We start from the raw sequence: 16,266 nt of genomic DNA, 5'->3' as shown, positions 1-16,266 counted from the left end.
CGGGTTCAGCAAAGGAATCCTCCTGATGAACACCGGCAGCGGACCAGCGTTTTTTTAATTGAACAAGCGTTCAAGTTAAACATGGTTTGAGCCTCATTGCGAATTGGAGCGCCGATTGGTAACGCCCTGGAGACACCCTTTGGCCAGCCTGACTTGCCCTGTCGCCCCCCGGCTGAAGGGGCATGTGACGGTCTGGTGCCTACCCAAGGCACCGCCTAGGATCACTGTTTGTCCTGGCAATCGAGCTGCAGGTTGGCCTGGGTGATGTTGCTGTGCGGCGGTACGCTGCGCGTCAACCACACGTTGCCACCGATGGTGGAACCCTGCCCGATGGTGATACGCCCCAACACGGTGGCGCCGGCATAGATCACCACGTCATCCTCAACGATCGGATGACGTGCCAAGCCCTTGTGCAACGTGCCGGACTCATCGCTCGGGAAGCGCTTGGCGCCAAGGGTCACCGCCTGATAAATCCGCACGCGCTCGCCAATGATCGCAGTTTCGCCGATGACCACGCCGGTACCGTGGTCGATGAAGAAGCTTGGGCCGATCTGAGCCCCGGGATGAATATCGATACCCGTCGCCGAATGCGCCAGCTCCGAGCTGATCCGTGCGAGCAGTGGCAGCCCGGCCGTATACAGGTGATGGGCCAGACGGTGGTGGATGATCGCCAGGATGCCGGGATAGCACAGCAACACCTCATCGACACTGCGTGCCGCCGGATCGCCGTGATAGGCCGCCAGCACGTCGGTATCGAGCAGCACACGCATGCCTGGCAGCGCCGCGGCAAAGCCCTGGATCAGCTTCAGGGCATGGGCATCGACACCCGCCAGGTCCTCCTTGCCTTGGCGGGCGGCGTAGCGCAGTTCCAGGCGTGCCTGCACCAACAACGCATTGAGCGCGGCGTCCAGGGTATGGCCGACATAAAAATCCTCGCTCTCCTCGCGCAGGTCCACCGGGCCGAGACGCATGGGGAACAACGCGCCGCAGAGCTGTTCGAGGATCTGTCGTACCGCTTCGCGCGAGGGCAGCTCCCGGCCACCTTGCTCGCCGCTGCTGCGGCCATTGCGGGTGCGCCATTGCTCACGGGCACCGCGCAAGCCGGCCACGATCCCCTGCAGTTGCCAGTGCCCGGAGGCGGGTTGTTCGCTCACGGTGTGTTCTCCTGCCTTTTAGGCTATCTGTTCTGTTGTCGATGCCGTCATTCTACGGGCAAGCCCGTGGACCAGGCCCTCATCTCTGCCTCTTTACACTGCATCGCAAGGCAAGGGCGATGACAGCCATGCCGGCCTCGCCTACCCTCAAGATCAATGGACAATTTCCAAACGCATAAATAGGCAAGGTGCGATAATTTTTGACTATTTCCTGCGTTGCGCATCCAACCCTATAGTCGCCATCACTTCATTCACAACACGCTCGGGGCTCAGACATGTCGAAGTTCGCCAAACCGCTACTCAATGCCAGCCTGGCCCTGTTGCTGGGCACGGGCCTGCTTGGCCAGGCCTTTGCCGGCGAAGAGTTGAAGACCATCCAGGAAAAAGGCGTGATCAGCGTCGGCCTCGAAGGCACCTACCCGCCGTTCAGCTTCCAGGATGAAAACGGCAAGCTGACCGGCTTCGAAGTCGAGCTGTCCGAATTGCTGGCCAAGGAACTGGGCGTGAAGGCCAAGATTCAGCCGACCAAATGGGACGGCATCCTGGCTGCGCTGGAGTCCAAGCGGCTGGACATCGTCGTCAACCAGGTCACCATCTCCGAAGAGCGCAAGAAGAAATACGATTTCTCCGAACCCTACACCGTCTCGGGTATCCAGGCGCTGGTGCTGAAGAAGAAGGCTGACCAGCTCGGCATCAAGGGCGCTCAGGACCTGGCAGGCAAGAAAGTCGGTGTAGGCCTGGGTACCAACTACGAGCAATGGGTCAAGCAGGATGTGCCCAAGGCCGAAGTGCGGACCTATGAGGACGACCCCAGTAAGTTCGCAGACCTGCGCAATGGCCGCATCGATGCCATCCTGATCGACCGCCTGGCTGCGCTTGAATACGCGCAGAAAGCCAAGGACACACAACTGGCGGGCGATGCCTTCTCGCGATTGGAGAGCGGGGTTGCCATGCGCAAGGGCGAACCTGAACTGCTGGCCGCCATCAACACGGCCATCGACAAGCTCAAGGCGGACGGGACGCTGGCCAAGCTGTCCGAAAAGTACTTCGGTGCTGACGTCACCCGATGATCGCTGAAAGCCTGCAACTGGTCGCCGACTCCGCACCCTTCCTGCTCAAGGGTGCGGGTTACACCGTGCTGCTCAGCGTAGGGGGCATGTTTTTCGGATTGGTGCTGGGCTTTGCCCTGGCGTTGATGCGTTTGTCCAAAGTGCTGCCGCTCAACTGGCTGGCACGGATATACGTATCGTTCTTCCGAGGCACGCCCCTGCTGGTGCAGCTGTTCGTCATCTACTTCGGCATGCCACAGATCGGCATCGAGCTCGACCCGATCCCCGCCTCGCTGATCGGGCTGTCATTGAACATGGCCGCCTACATCTGCGAGATCCTGCGCGCCGCGATCTCTTCGATCGACCGTGGGCAGTGGGAAGCAGCGGCCAGCATCGGCATGACCCGCGTACAAGCCATGCGCCGGGCGATACTGCCCCAGGCGCTGCGCACCGCGTTGCCGCCGTTGGGCAACAGCTTCATCTCGCTGGTCAAGGACACCGCGCTGGCCGCCACCATCCAGGTGCCGGAGCTGTTCCGTCAGGCCCAGCTGATCACAGCACGTACGTTCGAGGTGTTCACCATGTACGTGGCAGTGGCCGTGGTCTACTGGGTGCTGTGCAGCATCCTGGCCTACTTCCAGAACCGCATGGAAGCGCGGGTCAACCAACATGACCAGGAGCACTGAGCATGATCGAAGTCAAAGGCCTGACCAAACGCTTCAAGGGCCAGACCGTGCTCGATGGCATCGATGTGACGGTGCAGCCGGGTGAAGTGGTAGCGATAATCGGCCCCAGCGGGTCGGGCAAGACCACCTTCCTGCGGTGCTTGAACCTGCTGGAAACGCCCGATGCCGGGCAAATCAAGATCGGCGCCATCAGCATCGACGCCAACCGTCCCCTCGGCCCGCAACACAGCGCCATACGTCGCCTGCGCCAACAGGCAGGCTTCGTGTTCCAGAACTTCAACCTGTTTCCCCACCGCACGGCCTTGGAGAACGTGATCGAAGGGCCGGTGATCGTCAAGAAAACACCGCGCGACCAAGCGGTGGACCTTGGCCGGCGTCTATTGGCCAAGGTGGGCCTGGCAGGCAAGGAAGACGCCTACCCGCGTCGCCTGTCCGGGGGCCAGCAGCAACGGGTGGCCATTGCCCGTGCCCTGGCCATGGAGCCGGAGGTGATTCTGTTCGATGAACCCACCTCGGCGCTGGACCCGGAACTGGTAGGCGAGGTCCTGGCGACCATTCGCAGCCTGGCAGAAGAAAAACGCACCATGATCATCGTTACCCATGAAATGAGCTTCGCTCGCGACGTGGCTAACCGGGTCATCTTCTTCGACAAGGGTGTGGTAGTGGAGCAAGGTGAGGCCAAGGCGTTGTTCGCGGCCCCGCAACAGGAGCGTACGCGGCAATTCCTGCGCAAGTTTCTGGGCACGGCTGCTTCTGAATAAGCCTGCAAAGCCAGCCCGCGCTGTAGTAGCCCGTACGTCACTCAGCTCACACCTGAGTCCATGTCGCCTGGGGGCAGGCGACGCGCTTCTATATATATTCCAAAGCGTTAGTTCATAAATATTTTATAAACCCTTACGGTATATACACCGGACCACCGGACCAGCATACGTCTGTCGCGATCAGCTGTAGCGGCATAACCTACATGTGAGGTCAGCAATGGTCAGGATCACCATCACCCCAGTGCAGAACGCCAGGGCATTGAGTGCAGCCAAGGAGCGGCACTGATGTCCAGCCAAGCCCTTATTTCCTCCCGCAGCGTGCTCGACAGTGCACCGCCCTTGCTGCCAGCCAAGGTTCTGCACAGCGATGCCCAAGCGCTGCAAGCTGCACGTGAAGTCGCCGCTGTCGCGCGCGAACAGGCTGCCCGTCGGGATCAGCAACGCGAACTGCCCTGGGCCGAAATCGAATTGTTTACCCGCAGTGGCCTGGGGAGCATCAGCGTTCCGAAGGCCTACGGCGGCCCTGATGTGTCGTTCGAAACCGTGGCCGAAGTGTTCCGCCTGATCAGCGCTGCCGATCCTGCGCTGGGGCAGATCCCGCAGAACCAGTTCGGCATGCTGCAACTGCTGCGCCTGACAGCCACGCCGGCGCAACAGGCAGTGCTGTTTCGCAGCGTGCTGGACGGCTGGCGAATCGGCAATGCAGGCCCTGAGCGCGGAACCAAGGACACCCTCACCCTCAAGGCACGGATCAACCGCGCAGGTGATGGCTATCGCATCAGTGGCGAGAAGTTCTACTCCACCGGCGCGTTGTTCGCCCACTGGGTGGCGGTCAAGGCGCTGGACGAGGAAGGTCGCCAGCGCCTGGCCTTCGTGCGCCGCGGCACCCCCGGGTTACGCATCGTCGACGATTGGTCGGGGTTTGGTCAGCGCACCACGGCCAGCGGAACGGTACTGCTCGATGACGTTCCGGTAGAGGCAGACCTGGTTATCGACAACTGGCGTCAGCGGGAGGTACCCAATACCCAGGGCGCCGCCTCGCAGCTCATCCAGGCGGCCATCGACGCAGGCATTGCCGAGGCCGCCATCGATGACGCCATTGCTTTCGTGCGCACAAAGTCGCGCCCCTGGGTCGAAGCCCAGGTAGAGCGCGCGAGCGACGACCTCTATGTCATCGCCGACATCGGCCGCCTGAAGCTTGAACTGCATGCCGCCGAGGCGCTGCTGCGCCGGGCCGGGCAGGTGCTGGACGAGGTCAACGCAGCGCCGGTGGATGCCGAGTCGGCTGCCCGTGCGTCAATTGCGGTGGCCGAGGCCAAGGTACTGACCACCGAGATTGCCCTGCAGGCCAGCGAGAAACTGTTCGAACTGGCTGGCAGCCGCGCCACCCTGGCCGAGTTCAACCTCGACCGCCACTGGCGTAACGCCCGCGTGCACACCCTGCACGACCCGGTGCGCTGGAAATACCACGCGGTTGGCGCGTACCACCTCAACGGCACCCTGCCCGCGCGGCATTCCTGGATCTGATGGGTAGCCTGCAGGACCGCTGCGCGGTCCGGGGCACCGGAGACACACCATGACCACACGCATCATTACCAGCGACGGCGAAGCCTTGGCCGTTGCCTTGGACATCGCCCGCCAGCTAAGCCCCGACAGCGCGGTGCGCGACCGTGAGCGGCGTCTGCCACACCCTGAGCTGGCGCTGTTCACACGCTCGGGCCTATGGGGTATCAGCGTACCCAAGGCCTACGGCGGGGCGGGCGTATCCAACGTCACCCTGGCCAAGGTCATCGCCATCATCGCGCAGGCCGACGGCTCGCTCGGGCAGATTCCGCAAAACCATTTCTATGCCTTGGAAGTGCTGCGGGTAAACGGCACGCCCGAACAGCAGCAGCGTCTGTACGCCGAAGTGCTGGCAGGCCGGCGGTTCGGCAATGCCCTGGCAGAGCTGGGCACCAAGACAGCCAATGACCGCACCACACGCCTGAGCCGCGAAGGCGATGGCTTTCGCATCAACGGTCGCAAGTTCTACGCCACTGGCGCGCTATACGCCCAGCGCATACCCACCTCGGTGGTCGATGACCAAGGCGTCCAGCACTTGGCATTCGTGCCTGCCGACAGCCCCGGCCTGCAGGTGATCGACGACTGGAGTGGCTTCGGCCAGCGCACCACCGGCAGCGGTTCGGTGGTGTTCGATAACGTCCCCGTCAGCGCACAGGACGTCGTACCGTTCCAGAGCGTGTTCGATCGCCCCACCCCGGTAGGCCCGCTGGCGCAGATTCTTCATGCCGCCATCGATACCGGCATCGCCCGGGCAGCCTATGAGGACGCCTTGCATTTCGTGCGGACCCGCAGCCGGCCATGGGTGGACTCAGGCGTGGAGCAGGCGAGCGACGATCCGTTGACCGTCAAGAGCTTCGGGCAGCTGGCTATCCGCCTGCACGCTGCCGAAGCCTTGCTCGAACGCGCAGGCCACTACCTGGACAGCGCGCGTGACGACAGCACGGCCGAAACCGTAGCCGCGGCTTCCATTGCCGTAGCAGAGGCACGGGCCATCAGCACGGAAATCGCCCTGGCCGCCGGCACTACGCTGTTCGAGCTCAGTGGCAGTCAGGCCACGCTGGCCGAACATAATCTCGACCGCCACTGGCGCAACGCCCGGGTACACACATTGCACGACCCGGTGCGCTGGAAATACCACGCCATCGGCAACTACTACCTCAACGAGCAAAACCCACCGCGCCGGGGGACCATCTGATGGCCCGGCAGATCCTGCTCAATGCCTTCAACATGAACTGCGTGGGGCATATCAACCATGGCCTGTGGACGCACCCGCGCGATACGTCGACCCAGTACAAGACCCTCGAATACTGGACCGATTTGGCGCGTCTGCTGGAACGGGGCCTGTTCGACGGTCTGTTCATCGCCGACATCGTCGGCACCTACGATGTCTACGGCCAGTCGCTGGACGTAACGTTAAAGGAATCCATCCAGTTGCCGGTCAACGACCCTCTGCTACTGGTGTCTGCCATGGCCGCCGTTACCCGCAATCTCGGTTTCGGCCTCACGGCCAACCTCACGTACGAAGCGCCTTATCTGTTTGCACGCCGTCTCTCGACCCTGGATCACCTGAGCAATGGCCGAGTCGGCTGGAACATCGTCACTGGCTATCTGGACAGCGCTGCGCGCGCCATGGGCCTGACCCAGCAGCCTGAGCATGACCGTCGCTACGACCAGGCCGATGAATACCTCAAGGTGCTGTACCAACTGCTTGAGGGAAGCTGGGCCGACGATGCCGTGCTGGCTGACCGCGGACAACGCATCTACGCGCGCCCCGACAAAGTGCGCAAGGTCCATCACCACGGGGAGTTCTACGATGTCGAAGGCTATCATCTGTGCGAGCCGTCGCCACAACGTACGCCGGTACTGTTCCAGGCTGGCAGCTCGCCGCGCGGCCTGACGTTTGCGGGCAACCATGCCGAGTGCGTGTTCATCAGCGGCCAGGACAAGGCTTCAACCCGCGCCCAGGTGGACAAGGTGCGCGCCGCTGCCAGGGCTGCGGGTCGCGACCCAATGGCAGTCAAGGTTTTCATGGGCATTACGGTGATCGTGGCGCCCACCGAGCGACAAGCCCTGGCCAAGCACGCCGAATACCTGCGCCATGCCAGCCCCGAAGCCGGCGTCGCGCATTTTGCCGCCTCCACCGGCATCGACTTTGCGGCCTTCGATCTGGACGAGCCGATTGCCTTTACCCAAGGCAACGCCATCCAGTCGGCCACCCGCCAACTGCAGGAAAACGCCTGGACCCGACGCCGCCTGCTGCAACAGCACGCCTTGGGCGGTCGCTACGTCACCTTGGTCGGCGACCCCGAGCAGGTGGCTGATGAGCTGATCGCATGGGCCGACGAAACCGGCCTGGACGGCTTCAACCTGACCCGCACCGTCACACCGGAAAGCTTTGAGGACTTCATCGACCTGGTGATTCCGCCGCTACAGGCGCGCGGCCGCTACAAGACCGCCTACGCCGGCGGCACGCTGCGCGAAAAGCTGTTCGCAACCGACCATCCCTACTTGCCAGCCGATCACCCTGGCTCGACCTACCGCTTTGCGCCTGCCCCCGCCTCGACTGGAGCCTTGCACCATGCTTGAAAAACTATTTCGTCCCATTGCGGCCGTCGCGATTGCCTTGGGCTTCTCCAGCGCAGCCCTGGCCGATGAGCCGCTTAAGATCGGCACCACCTCAGCCTTCGCCATCCCGCTGGAAGCCGCCGTCGAAGAGGCGCACAAGCAAGGGCTCGAGGTGAAGCTGATCGAATTCAGCGACTGGATAGCCCCCAATGTCAGCCTCAACAGTGGCGACATCGACGTGAACTACTTCCAGCACATTCCCTTTCTGGAAAATGCCAAGGCTGCTGCCGGTTTCGATCTGGTGCCCTACGCCCCAGGCATCATCAACAACGTGGGCCTGTATTCCAAGCGTTATAAAAATTTCGCCGACCTGCCCGAAGGGGCCAGCGTCGCAATCGCCAACGACCCGATCAACAGCGGACGCGGCCTGCAATTGCTGGCCAAGGCTGGCTTGATCACGCTCAAACCGGGTGTGGGCTACAAGGCCACCGAACAGGACATCACGGCCAACCCGAAAAAGCTCAGGATCATTCAGGTCGAAGCGGTCCAGCTGGTACGGGCGTATGACGACGCGGACCTGGTGCAGGGCTATCCCGCCTACATTCGGCTGGCCAACAGTTTTGACGCCACCTCGGCCCTGCTTTTCGATGGCCTGGAGAACAAGGAATACGTGATTCAGTTCGTCATTCGCCCACAAAGCAAGGATGACCCTCGCCTGGCCAAGTTCGTCGACATCTACCAGCACTCGCCCGCTGTACGTGCGGCCTTGGACAAGGCTCATGGCACGCTCTACCAGGCCGGTTGGGAGTGACAGCGATGAGCCAGTCCACTGCACGGCGAGCACTCGAATCCCCTGCACCACCCCGTCAGGCTGAACACTTGGACCTGCGCCCTGACGTCAACCACGCCCATGTGCGGTTCATCGGGCTGGGCAAGACGTATCCAGGCCAGAGCCAGCCAGCCCTGCAAGGCATCGACCTGAACATCCGGCGCGGTGAAATCTTCGGCATCATCGGCCGCAGCGGGGCGGGTAAGTCGTCGCTACTGCGCGCCATCAACCGGTTGGAACAGCCTACGCAAGGCCGAGTGCTGATCGAGCAGGCGGACATTGCCAGCTACGACGAGGACGCACTGGTGGGGTTGCGCCGAAGCATCGGCATGATTTTCCAGCACTTCAACCTGATGTCAGCCAAGACCGTATGGCAGAACGTCGAGCTACCCCTGAAGGTGGCCGGCGTCGCCAAAGCGCAGCGCCAGCACAAGGTGCGCGAGCTGCTGCAACTGGTTGGCCTCGAGGACAAGCACCACGTTTACCCTGCGCAGTTGTCCGGCGGCCAGAAGCAGCGCGTGGGCATTGCCCGCGCTCTGGTGCATGACCCAAGTATCCTGCTGTGCGACGAAGCGACCTCGGCGCTGGACCCGGAGACTACCGCCTCAATCCTGCAACTGCTACGCGACATCAACCAACGCCTGGGCCTGACCATCGTGCTGATCACCCATGAAATGGCCGTGGTGCGCGACACCTGCCATCGGGTTGCGGTACTGGAGCGTGGCCAATTGGTCGAGCAGGGCGAGGTCTGGCAGGTGTTCGGCGCGGCACGGCACGCCACCACGCGCACGTTGCTGGCGCCCCTGCAACCGACCTTGCCAGAGGCCTTGACCGCGAACATCAAGGCTGCGCCATCGAGCCCCGACAGCGCCATCGTGCTGAAGCTGACAGCGTTCGGCGAGCCCGATCTGTCGGCGTTGTTCGCCGAGTTGGGCGGACGCGTGCGGTTGCTGCAGGGGGGTGTGCAATCCATCGGCGCGCATACCCTGGCGCAACTGATCGTGTCGGTGCAGCACTCGCCCCACGACGCCAACCGCCTCCTGGAACGCAGTCGGCGCTGGGCCGAAGATGTGGAGGTGCTGGGCCATGTGGGTTGATCGTCTGCTGGAGGGTTTGCTCGACACGCTGCTGATGGTGGGCGTTTCTTCGCTGATCGCCTTGCTGGTGGGCGTACCGATGGCCGTCATGCTGGTGACCAGCGACAAGGGCGGCATCTATGCGGCGCCGCTGCTCAACCGGGTGCTGGGCGCGTTCGTCAACCTGTTTCGCTCGGTGCCGTTTCTGATCCTGATGGTTGCCCTGATCCCCTTTACGCGGTGGGTGGTCGGCACAACCTATGGCGTCTGGGCGGCCATCGTGCCCCTTACCATCGCGGCCACGCCCTTTTTCGCCCGCATCGCCGAAGTCAGCCTGCGAGAGGTCGACCACGGCCTGGTGGAGGCGGCGCAGGCCATGGGGTGCCGACGCTGGCACATCGTCTGGCACGTGCTGCTGCCAGAAGCCCTGCCAGGCATCGTCGGCGGCTTCACCATCACCTTGGTGACGCTGATCAATTCATCCGCCATGGCGGGCGCCATCGGTGCCGGAGGGTTGGGGGACATCGCCTACCGCTATGGATACCAGCGCTTCGACAGCCAGATCATGTTGACGGTGATCGCCATGCTGGTGGCCCTGGTGGCACTGATCCAGCTCGGTGGCGACCGGCTGGCCCGAGGGTTGAACAAGCGATGAGCGAAGGCGAAGGGCTGGCGCCAAGCCAGCCCCTGGCCTCACTCCCAGCGCAGGTCCTTTGCGGCGACCGGCCGGCCGAACCAGTAGCCCTGCCCGAGCTGGCAATGCTCCTGCAGCAGGAAGCTGGCCTGCTCTTGCTGCTCGATGCCTTCGGCATGCACCTGCATGCCCATGCTGCGGGCCAGGGCGATGATCACACGTACGATCGCGACATCATCTTCATCGCACGGCAGCCCGGTTACGAAGCCTTGGTCGATCTTGAGCTTCTGCACCGGCATGCGCTTGAGGCGTAGCAGCGAGGAATACCCGGTGCCGAAATCATCGATGGCCAAAGTCACCCCCAGCTCGCGCAGACGGTGAAGCTGCTCCAGGGCCACTTCCGGGTCTTCCATCACCGCACTTTCCGTGACCTCCAGCTCAAGCAGCGCTGGCGCCAGGCCTGTTTCATGCAGCACATCGGCCACCTGCCGGTACAACTCATGCTGACCAAACAACCGGCTCGAGATGTTCACGGCCACGAATGCCAGTGGGCGGCCTTCCTGCTGCCAGCGCACCATCTGCAGGCACGCCTGGCGTAGCACCCAGGCATCGATTTCAGCAATCAGACCGGTGCGTTCGGCAATCGGAATGAATTCGCCCGGTGCCACCAGGCCCCGCTGGGGATGCTGCCAGCGGACCAGCGCCTCGACCCCCACCTGGCTGCCCGAGGCCAGGTCGTGCACTGGTTGGTAGAACACGCGTAGCTCATCCTGCTCGAGGGCGCGGCGCAATTCCCCGGCCGTTTCCACGCGCAACTGGGCGTGCGCGGTCAGCTCCTCGGTGTACAGGGCGTAGCAGGCGCGACCGTTGGTCTTGGCCTTGTACAGCGCCGAATCGGCATTGCGCAGCAACTGCTCGGCACTCAGGGCGTCGCTTGGGAACAGGCTGATGCCTGCGCTGACGCTGATGAACAAGCGATGGCCCTCGAACAGGAAGGGCTCGCGCATGCGTTCGATGATGCGCTGGGCCAGCTTTGCCGCCTGCCCCAGGTCCTGGCAGTGCTCGGCCAGGACGCCGAACTCGTCGCCGCCCAGGCGCGCCAGGGTGACCCCGCTGCTCACCACTTCGCCCAGGCGGGCGCCCACCAACTTAAGCAACTGATCGCCGATCGTATGACCCAGCCCGTCGTTGATGCTTTGGAAATGATCGAGATCCAGAAGCAGCAGCGCACAACCGCGCTTCTTGGCCTGGGCCGCAGCCAACGCCTGTTGGACCCGGTCGGTGAACAATAGGCGATTGGGCAGGTCGGTCAGGGGATCATGGTGGGCCAGGTAGGCCAGCTCCTGCTCCGAATGCTTGATGGCGCTGATGTCACTGAATACCGCCACGTAATGGCTCAGTTCGCCTTCGTCGTCGCGAATGGCGCGGATGGTCTGCCATTGAGGATAGATTTCACCGCTTTTGCGGCGGTTCCAGATCTCGCCGCTCCACTCCCCAGTCTCGGTCAGGGCCGCGTAGATCTGCTGGTAGAACGCGGCGCCATGGTGCCCCGACTTGAACTTGCTCGGGCGCTGGCCGATGACCTCATCCTGCTGATAGCCGGTGATGCGCATGAACGCGCGGTTGACGTGCACGATCACCCCCTGCCGGTCGGTCACAAGGACCCCTTCCAGGGTGCAGTCGAACACCGCGGCGGCCATGCGCAAGCGCTCACGGTCTTCGCCGCGCAGGCGCGCACCGGCACCGATGAAGTTCAACAGCCGCACACGCGAGACGTAGATCAGCAAGGCGCTGAGCAACACCCAGACCACGACGTTGATCTGGCGCCCCACCGTCAGGGCCAGGGGGTCTTCAGTCATGCTGTGCAGCACCACCTCGGCCAGCACCAGCCAGAGGATCGAGAGCACCACATAGAGCGCAGCCATGCGCAAGGCGTCGCGAACGGAAACAGACATGTCGGGTGGAATTGCCCATGGAAAATGTTGGGGGATTATAAAGCTTCTGCTGCCCGACGTGCGGTTGCCGCTTTGCAAAGGCCTGGCGCCAAGGCATGCCGGGCACCGCCGCCCCGCTGAAACATCGCGTGGTCAGCTTTGACTGGTTTTATTTCCCGACCCAGGGATAATCGCACCTTTCCCCTGAATTTCGAGGGTATTTCTACCTATGTGGTACAACGGCCTGCTCGACTTGTCGGCCTGGCAACTGGTCGGCATCACTTTGTTGATGACCCATGTGACCATTGTCAGCGTCACGGTCTACCTGCATCGCTATTCCGCGCATCGCGCGCTGGAGCTCAATTCCGGGCTCAAGCATTTCTTCCGCTTCTGGCTGTGGCTCACCACGGCGCAGAACACCCGTGAATGGACCGCTGTCCATCGCAAGCACCACGCCAAGTGCGAAACCCCGGACGACCCGCACAGCCCAGTCTACAAGGGCTTGAGCACGGTGCTTCGTAAAGGGGCCGAGCTCTACCGCGAAGAGGCGCGCAACCCTGAGACCCTGCGCATCTACGGCAAGAACTGCCCGGACGACTGGGTCGAACGCAACCTCTACTCCCGCTACAAGCTGGGCGGTATCGTGCTGATGGCGCTCATCGACCTGCTGCTGTTCGGTACCGCCGGCATCACGATCTGGGCCGTGCAGATGATGTGGATTCCCTTCTGGGCAGCCGGGGTAGTCAATGGGCTGGGCCATGCCGTGGGCTATCGCAATTTCGAATGCCGCGACGCTGCGACCAATCTGGTGCCTTGGGGCATCGTCATTGGCGGCGAAGAGCTGCACAACAATCACCACACCTACCCCAACTCGGCCAAACTTTCGGTCAGGCGCTGGGAATTCGATATGGGCTGGGCGTGGATTCGCCTGTTCTGCCTGCTGCGGCTGGCCAAGGTCCAGCGCGTGGCCCCCATCGCCCACCGCGTTGCCGGCAAGGCCAGCCTGGACATGGACACCGCCATGGCCATCCTGAACAACCGCTTCCAGATCATGGCCCAGTACCGCAAGCTTGTGATCGGCCCGCTGGTCAAACAGGAACTGGACCGCGTCGATGCCTCGGTCAGCCACCATTTCCGACGCGCCAAGCGCCTGCTGTCCCGCGAGACCAGCTTGCTGGAGGATCGCCACCATGTCCGTATCGAGTCCATGCTGGCGCACAGCCAGGCATTGAAGACTATTTACGAGAAACGCCTGGCCCTGCAGCAGATCTGGGCGCGGACCAGCGCCAACGGCCACGATATGCTTGCCGCCATGAAGGATTGGGTGCATGAGGCCGAGACCAGTGGCATCCACGCCCTGCGCGACTTCGCGTCACAGTTGAAAACCTATTCCCTGCGCCCGACCGCTGCCTGACCTCCGTTGATCGATACGCCCCATTCTGGGGCGTAAGCTCAGGAACTTCACAGCTCTGTTTCGACTCGAACTGCCCACATCGGCCGGAAGGTGGCCGCACCTTTACCCGTCGAGCGCGCTCTGTGCACATGGCCAAGAACAATCCCAAGATTCTGCCCGGTACTCCTCCCCCCGACGCTGCTCAAACCCTGCTGGCACTGATGCATGCACAAGGCGAAGTCGCCCGTCTCAGCGAACGTGAGCAGTTGTTCAGTTCGCTGCTCGAAAGTGTCAACGCCGTACTGTGGGCCTTCGATTGGGAAACGCGGCAAGTGCTGTACGTAAGCCCTGCGTTCGAGCGCATCTTCGGTCGCCCTGTCTGCCAGGTCATGGCCGATTTCAACGTATGGCGCGACAGCATCTATCCGGATGATCTTGAATTTGCCGAACAGAGCCTGGCTCAGGTACTGTCCACAGGCTCCGTGGAACACCGCGAATACCGCATTCTCAATGGCGATGGCGAACTGCGCTGGTTAAGCGACAAGTGCTACGTCAGCCAGCAGCCAGGTAGCGATCGGGTAACCATCGTTGGCATCGCCGAAGACATCACTGACAAGAAACGACTGGAAGGCGAGCTTCAGCGCCTGGCCACTACCGATGTCCTGACCCAGAGCAGTAACCGTCGCCATTTCTTCGAATGCGCCAAGCAGGCGTTTGACAAGGCACGCGAGGACGGTACACCGCTGACGTTCCTGCTTCTGGACATCGACGATTTCAAGAACATCAATGACAGCTATGGCCACCAGGAAGGCGACCAGGTGCTGCAGCGCATCGCCCACAGCGGCAGGACGGTACTGCGCCGAGGTGATCTGTTCGGCCGGATCGGGGGCGAAGAGTTTGCCGCGGTGTTCCCAGGCTGTACGGCCAAAGTGGCAGAACAGATCGCCGAACGGTTGCAGCGGGAGGTTCAGCGGCTGAGCTTCGGCCAGGAGGGCCAGACCTACAGCGTGACGGTGAGTCAGGGCCTGACGGGTTTATTGGATGACGATGACACCCTGAACAGCTTGTATGCCCGCGCCGACGCAGCCATGTATCAAGCCAAGCGCCAAGGCAAGAATCAGATCGTTCAGGGGTGAATATCGCCGCCCCCTGCCGTCTGTATATTGCTGACATGAAAAAACCCGCCGAAGCGGGTTTTTTTAAAGCCAGCTACATCAAGCGAGTTCAGCGAAGCACTCTTCGATGATGGCCAGGCCCTTGTCCAGCAAGGCGTCTTCGGCGGTCAGTGGCACCAGAATACGCAGGACGTTGCCGTAGGTACCACAGGACAGCAGGATCAGACCCTTGTCGCGTGCCTTGGCAACGACCTGGGCGACAGCTGCAGCGTTAGGGGTATGAGTGCCTTTCTCGAAGACTTCGACGGCAATCATCGAACCCAGGCCACGCACGTCACCGATGATCGGGTGCTTCTGCTGGATTTCACGCAGGCCGGCAGTCAGGCGCTCGCCCACGGCCTTGCTGCGGTCCAGCAGGTTTTCTTCTTCGAATACATCGATGACGGCCAGGGCCGCCGCACAGGCGATTGGCGAACCGGCATAAGTGCCGCCCAGGCCGCCTGGTGCAATGGCGTCCATGTATTCGGCCTTGCCGCACACACCGGCCAGCGGGAAGCCGCCAGCAATGGACTTGGCGAAGGTCGTCAGGTCAGGCGCAACGCCCATCTGCTCCATGGCGAAGAAGGTGCCAGTACGGCCTGCACCGGTCTGCACTTCGTCGGCGATCAGCAGGATACCGTGCTGGTCACACAGGGCACGCAGACGCTTCATCAGCTCTTTAGGCGCTGGCAAGAAGCCGCCCTCGCCTTGTACGGGCTCGAGGATGATAGCGGCGATGTCACGTGGCTCGGCATCGTTCTTGAAGATGCGCTCGACCGAAGCGATGGCATCGTCGACGCTGACGCCATGCAGCTCGCTCGGGAACAGTGCACGGAAGACGCCACCTGGCATCAGGCCCATGCCTGCGGAGTACGGCACGACTTTACCGGTCAGGCCCAGTGTCATCATGGTACGGCCGTGGTAGCCGCCGGTGAAGGCGATCACGCCAGCGCGGCCGGTCGCGGCACGGGCGATCTTGACGGCGTTCTCGACCGCTTCGGAGCCGGTGGATACCAGCAGGGTCTTCTTGTCGAAGTCACCTGGCACCAGCTTGTTGATCTTTTCGCACAGCTCTACGTAGGGCTCATAGGCCAGCACCTGGAAGCAGGTGTGGCTGACCTTGGTGAGCTGCTCTTGCACCGCTGCAACCACTTTTGGGTGCAGGTGCCCGGTGTTCAGCACGGCGATACCGCCAGCGAAGTCGATCAGTTCGCGGCCTTCGACGTCGATGACGGTGGAGTTCTTGGCCGATTCAACGAAAATCGGGTGGATCTGGCCGACGCCACGTGGAACGGCGGCGACACGGCGTTGCATCAAGGATTCGTTGGTCTTGCTCATAATGCCCTCATTGCGCCGTTGAACATGGCGCTTTTATTCGGGGGTAGCTGGGGTTGCCCGCAGTCAGTATTCGTTGATCGACCGCCGCGAGCGCCCTGGCCACCAGGTGCTGCAATGTAAAAAAGGCCAG

14 protein-coding genes are annotated in these 16,266 nt (G+C 62.4%); 11 read left to right on the top strand and 3 right to left on the bottom strand.

The features are described from left to right. Window positions 1-221: 221 nt before the first annotated feature. The gene (gene epsC, locus CWR53_RS00930) at window positions 222-1,154 is read right to left on the bottom strand and encodes a serine O-acetyltransferase EpsC (RefSeq protein ID WP_027914137.1); all 933 of its coding nucleotides are present in this window, start codon (window positions 1,152-1,154) and stop codon (window positions 222-224) included. Window positions 1,155-1,429: 275 nt separating this feature from the next. On the opposite strand from epsC, the gene tcyJ reads away from it, so the two are divergent. The 9 genes from tcyJ (at window position 1,430) to CWR53_RS00885 (ending at window position 10,338) form a co-directional block, all read left to right on the top strand. Continuing rightward, complete coding sequence (tcyJ, locus tag CWR53_RS00925) at window positions 1,430-2,224, top strand: cystine ABC transporter substrate-binding protein (RefSeq protein ID WP_058604706.1); 795 nt, start codon at window positions 1,430-1,432, stop codon at window positions 2,222-2,224. Continuing rightward, complete coding sequence (gene tcyL / locus CWR53_RS00920; RefSeq protein WP_023535780.1) at window positions 2,221-2,889, top strand: cystine ABC transporter permease; 669 nt, start codon at window positions 2,221-2,223, stop codon at window positions 2,887-2,889. The genes tcyJ and tcyL overlap by 4 nt, the downstream gene beginning before the upstream one ends. A 2-nt stretch (window positions 2,890-2,891) precedes the next feature. Continuing rightward, window positions 2,892-3,650 (top strand): L-cystine ABC transporter ATP-binding protein TcyN, encoded by a 759-nt coding sequence (tcyN, locus tag CWR53_RS00915; RefSeq protein WP_058637062.1) that lies wholly within the window; start codon window positions 2,892-2,894, stop codon window positions 3,648-3,650. A 285-nt stretch (window positions 3,651-3,935) separates the two neighbouring features. Then, a complete protein-coding gene (locus CWR53_RS00910; protein WP_058604704.1) occupies window positions 3,936-5,177 on the top strand; it encodes an SfnB family sulfur acquisition oxidoreductase in 1,242 nt (413 codons plus the stop codon). 49 nt (window positions 5,178-5,226) lie between these two features. Then, on the top strand, window positions 5,227-6,408 hold the full coding sequence (locus CWR53_RS00905) for an SfnB family sulfur acquisition oxidoreductase (RefSeq protein WP_100850589.1): 1,182 nt from the start codon (window positions 5,227-5,229) through the stop codon (window positions 6,406-6,408). Then, window positions 6,408-7,799 carry an LLM class flavin-dependent oxidoreductase gene (locus tag CWR53_RS00900; protein WP_100850588.1) on the top strand — a complete coding sequence of 464 codons (1,392 nt, stop codon included), beginning with the start codon at window positions 6,408-6,410 and terminating at the stop codon, window positions 7,797-7,799. The genes CWR53_RS00905 and CWR53_RS00900 overlap by 1 nt, the downstream gene beginning before the upstream one ends. Then, window positions 7,792-8,589, top strand: a complete 798-nt coding sequence (locus CWR53_RS00895) for a MetQ/NlpA family ABC transporter substrate-binding protein (protein ID WP_100850587.1) — start codon at window positions 7,792-7,794, stop codon at window positions 8,587-8,589. The genes CWR53_RS00900 and CWR53_RS00895 overlap by 8 nt, the downstream gene beginning before the upstream one ends. A gap of 5 nt (window positions 8,590-8,594) precedes the next feature. Next, window positions 8,595-9,704 (top strand): methionine ABC transporter ATP-binding protein, encoded by a 1,110-nt coding sequence (locus CWR53_RS00890; protein WP_100850586.1) that lies wholly within the window; start codon window positions 8,595-8,597, stop codon window positions 9,702-9,704. Beyond that, window positions 9,694-10,338, top strand: coding sequence for a methionine ABC transporter permease (locus tag CWR53_RS00885; RefSeq protein ID WP_058604699.1), 645 nt, complete (start codon window positions 9,694-9,696; stop codon window positions 10,336-10,338). Before CWR53_RS00890 ends, CWR53_RS00885 begins: the two co-directional genes overlap by 11 nt. A gap of 38 nt (window positions 10,339-10,376) precedes the next feature. Here the strand turns inward: CWR53_RS00885 and dibA are convergent, their stop codons facing one another. Further along, window positions 10,377-12,272 (bottom strand): phosphodiesterase DibA, encoded by a 1,896-nt coding sequence (gene dibA / locus CWR53_RS00880; RefSeq protein ID WP_100850585.1) that lies wholly within the window; start codon window positions 12,270-12,272, stop codon window positions 10,377-10,379. A 208-nt stretch (window positions 12,273-12,480) separates the two neighbouring features. Between dibA and desA the strand changes: the two genes are divergently transcribed. Both desA and CWR53_RS00870 read left to right on the top strand, forming a co-directional pair. Next, window positions 12,481-13,665: a delta-9 fatty acid desaturase DesA gene (gene desA / locus CWR53_RS00875; RefSeq protein ID WP_058637055.1), complete on the top strand. Its 1,185-nt coding sequence runs from the start codon at window positions 12,481-12,483 to the stop codon at window positions 13,663-13,665. 128 nt (window positions 13,666-13,793) lie between these two features. After that, window positions 13,794-14,780: a sensor domain-containing diguanylate cyclase gene (locus tag CWR53_RS00870; RefSeq protein ID WP_058604730.1), complete on the top strand. Its 987-nt coding sequence runs from the start codon at window positions 13,794-13,796 to the stop codon at window positions 14,778-14,780. 78 nt (window positions 14,781-14,858) lie between these two features. Here the strand turns inward: CWR53_RS00870 and gabT are convergent, their stop codons facing one another. Further along, window positions 14,859-16,136 carry a 4-aminobutyrate--2-oxoglutarate transaminase gene (gene gabT, locus CWR53_RS00865; RefSeq protein ID WP_023535755.1) on the bottom strand — a complete coding sequence of 426 codons (1,278 nt, stop codon included), beginning with the start codon at window positions 16,134-16,136 and terminating at the stop codon, window positions 14,859-14,861. Window positions 16,137-16,266: the final 130 nt, after the last annotated feature.

The organism is Pseudomonas sp. SGAir0191, from assembly GCF_002812565.2.
Classification (GTDB): Bacteria; Pseudomonadota; Gammaproteobacteria; order Pseudomonadales; family Pseudomonadaceae; genus Aquipseudomonas; species Aquipseudomonas parafulva_B.
This window is presented reverse-complemented; position numbering and strand designations above follow the sequence as displayed.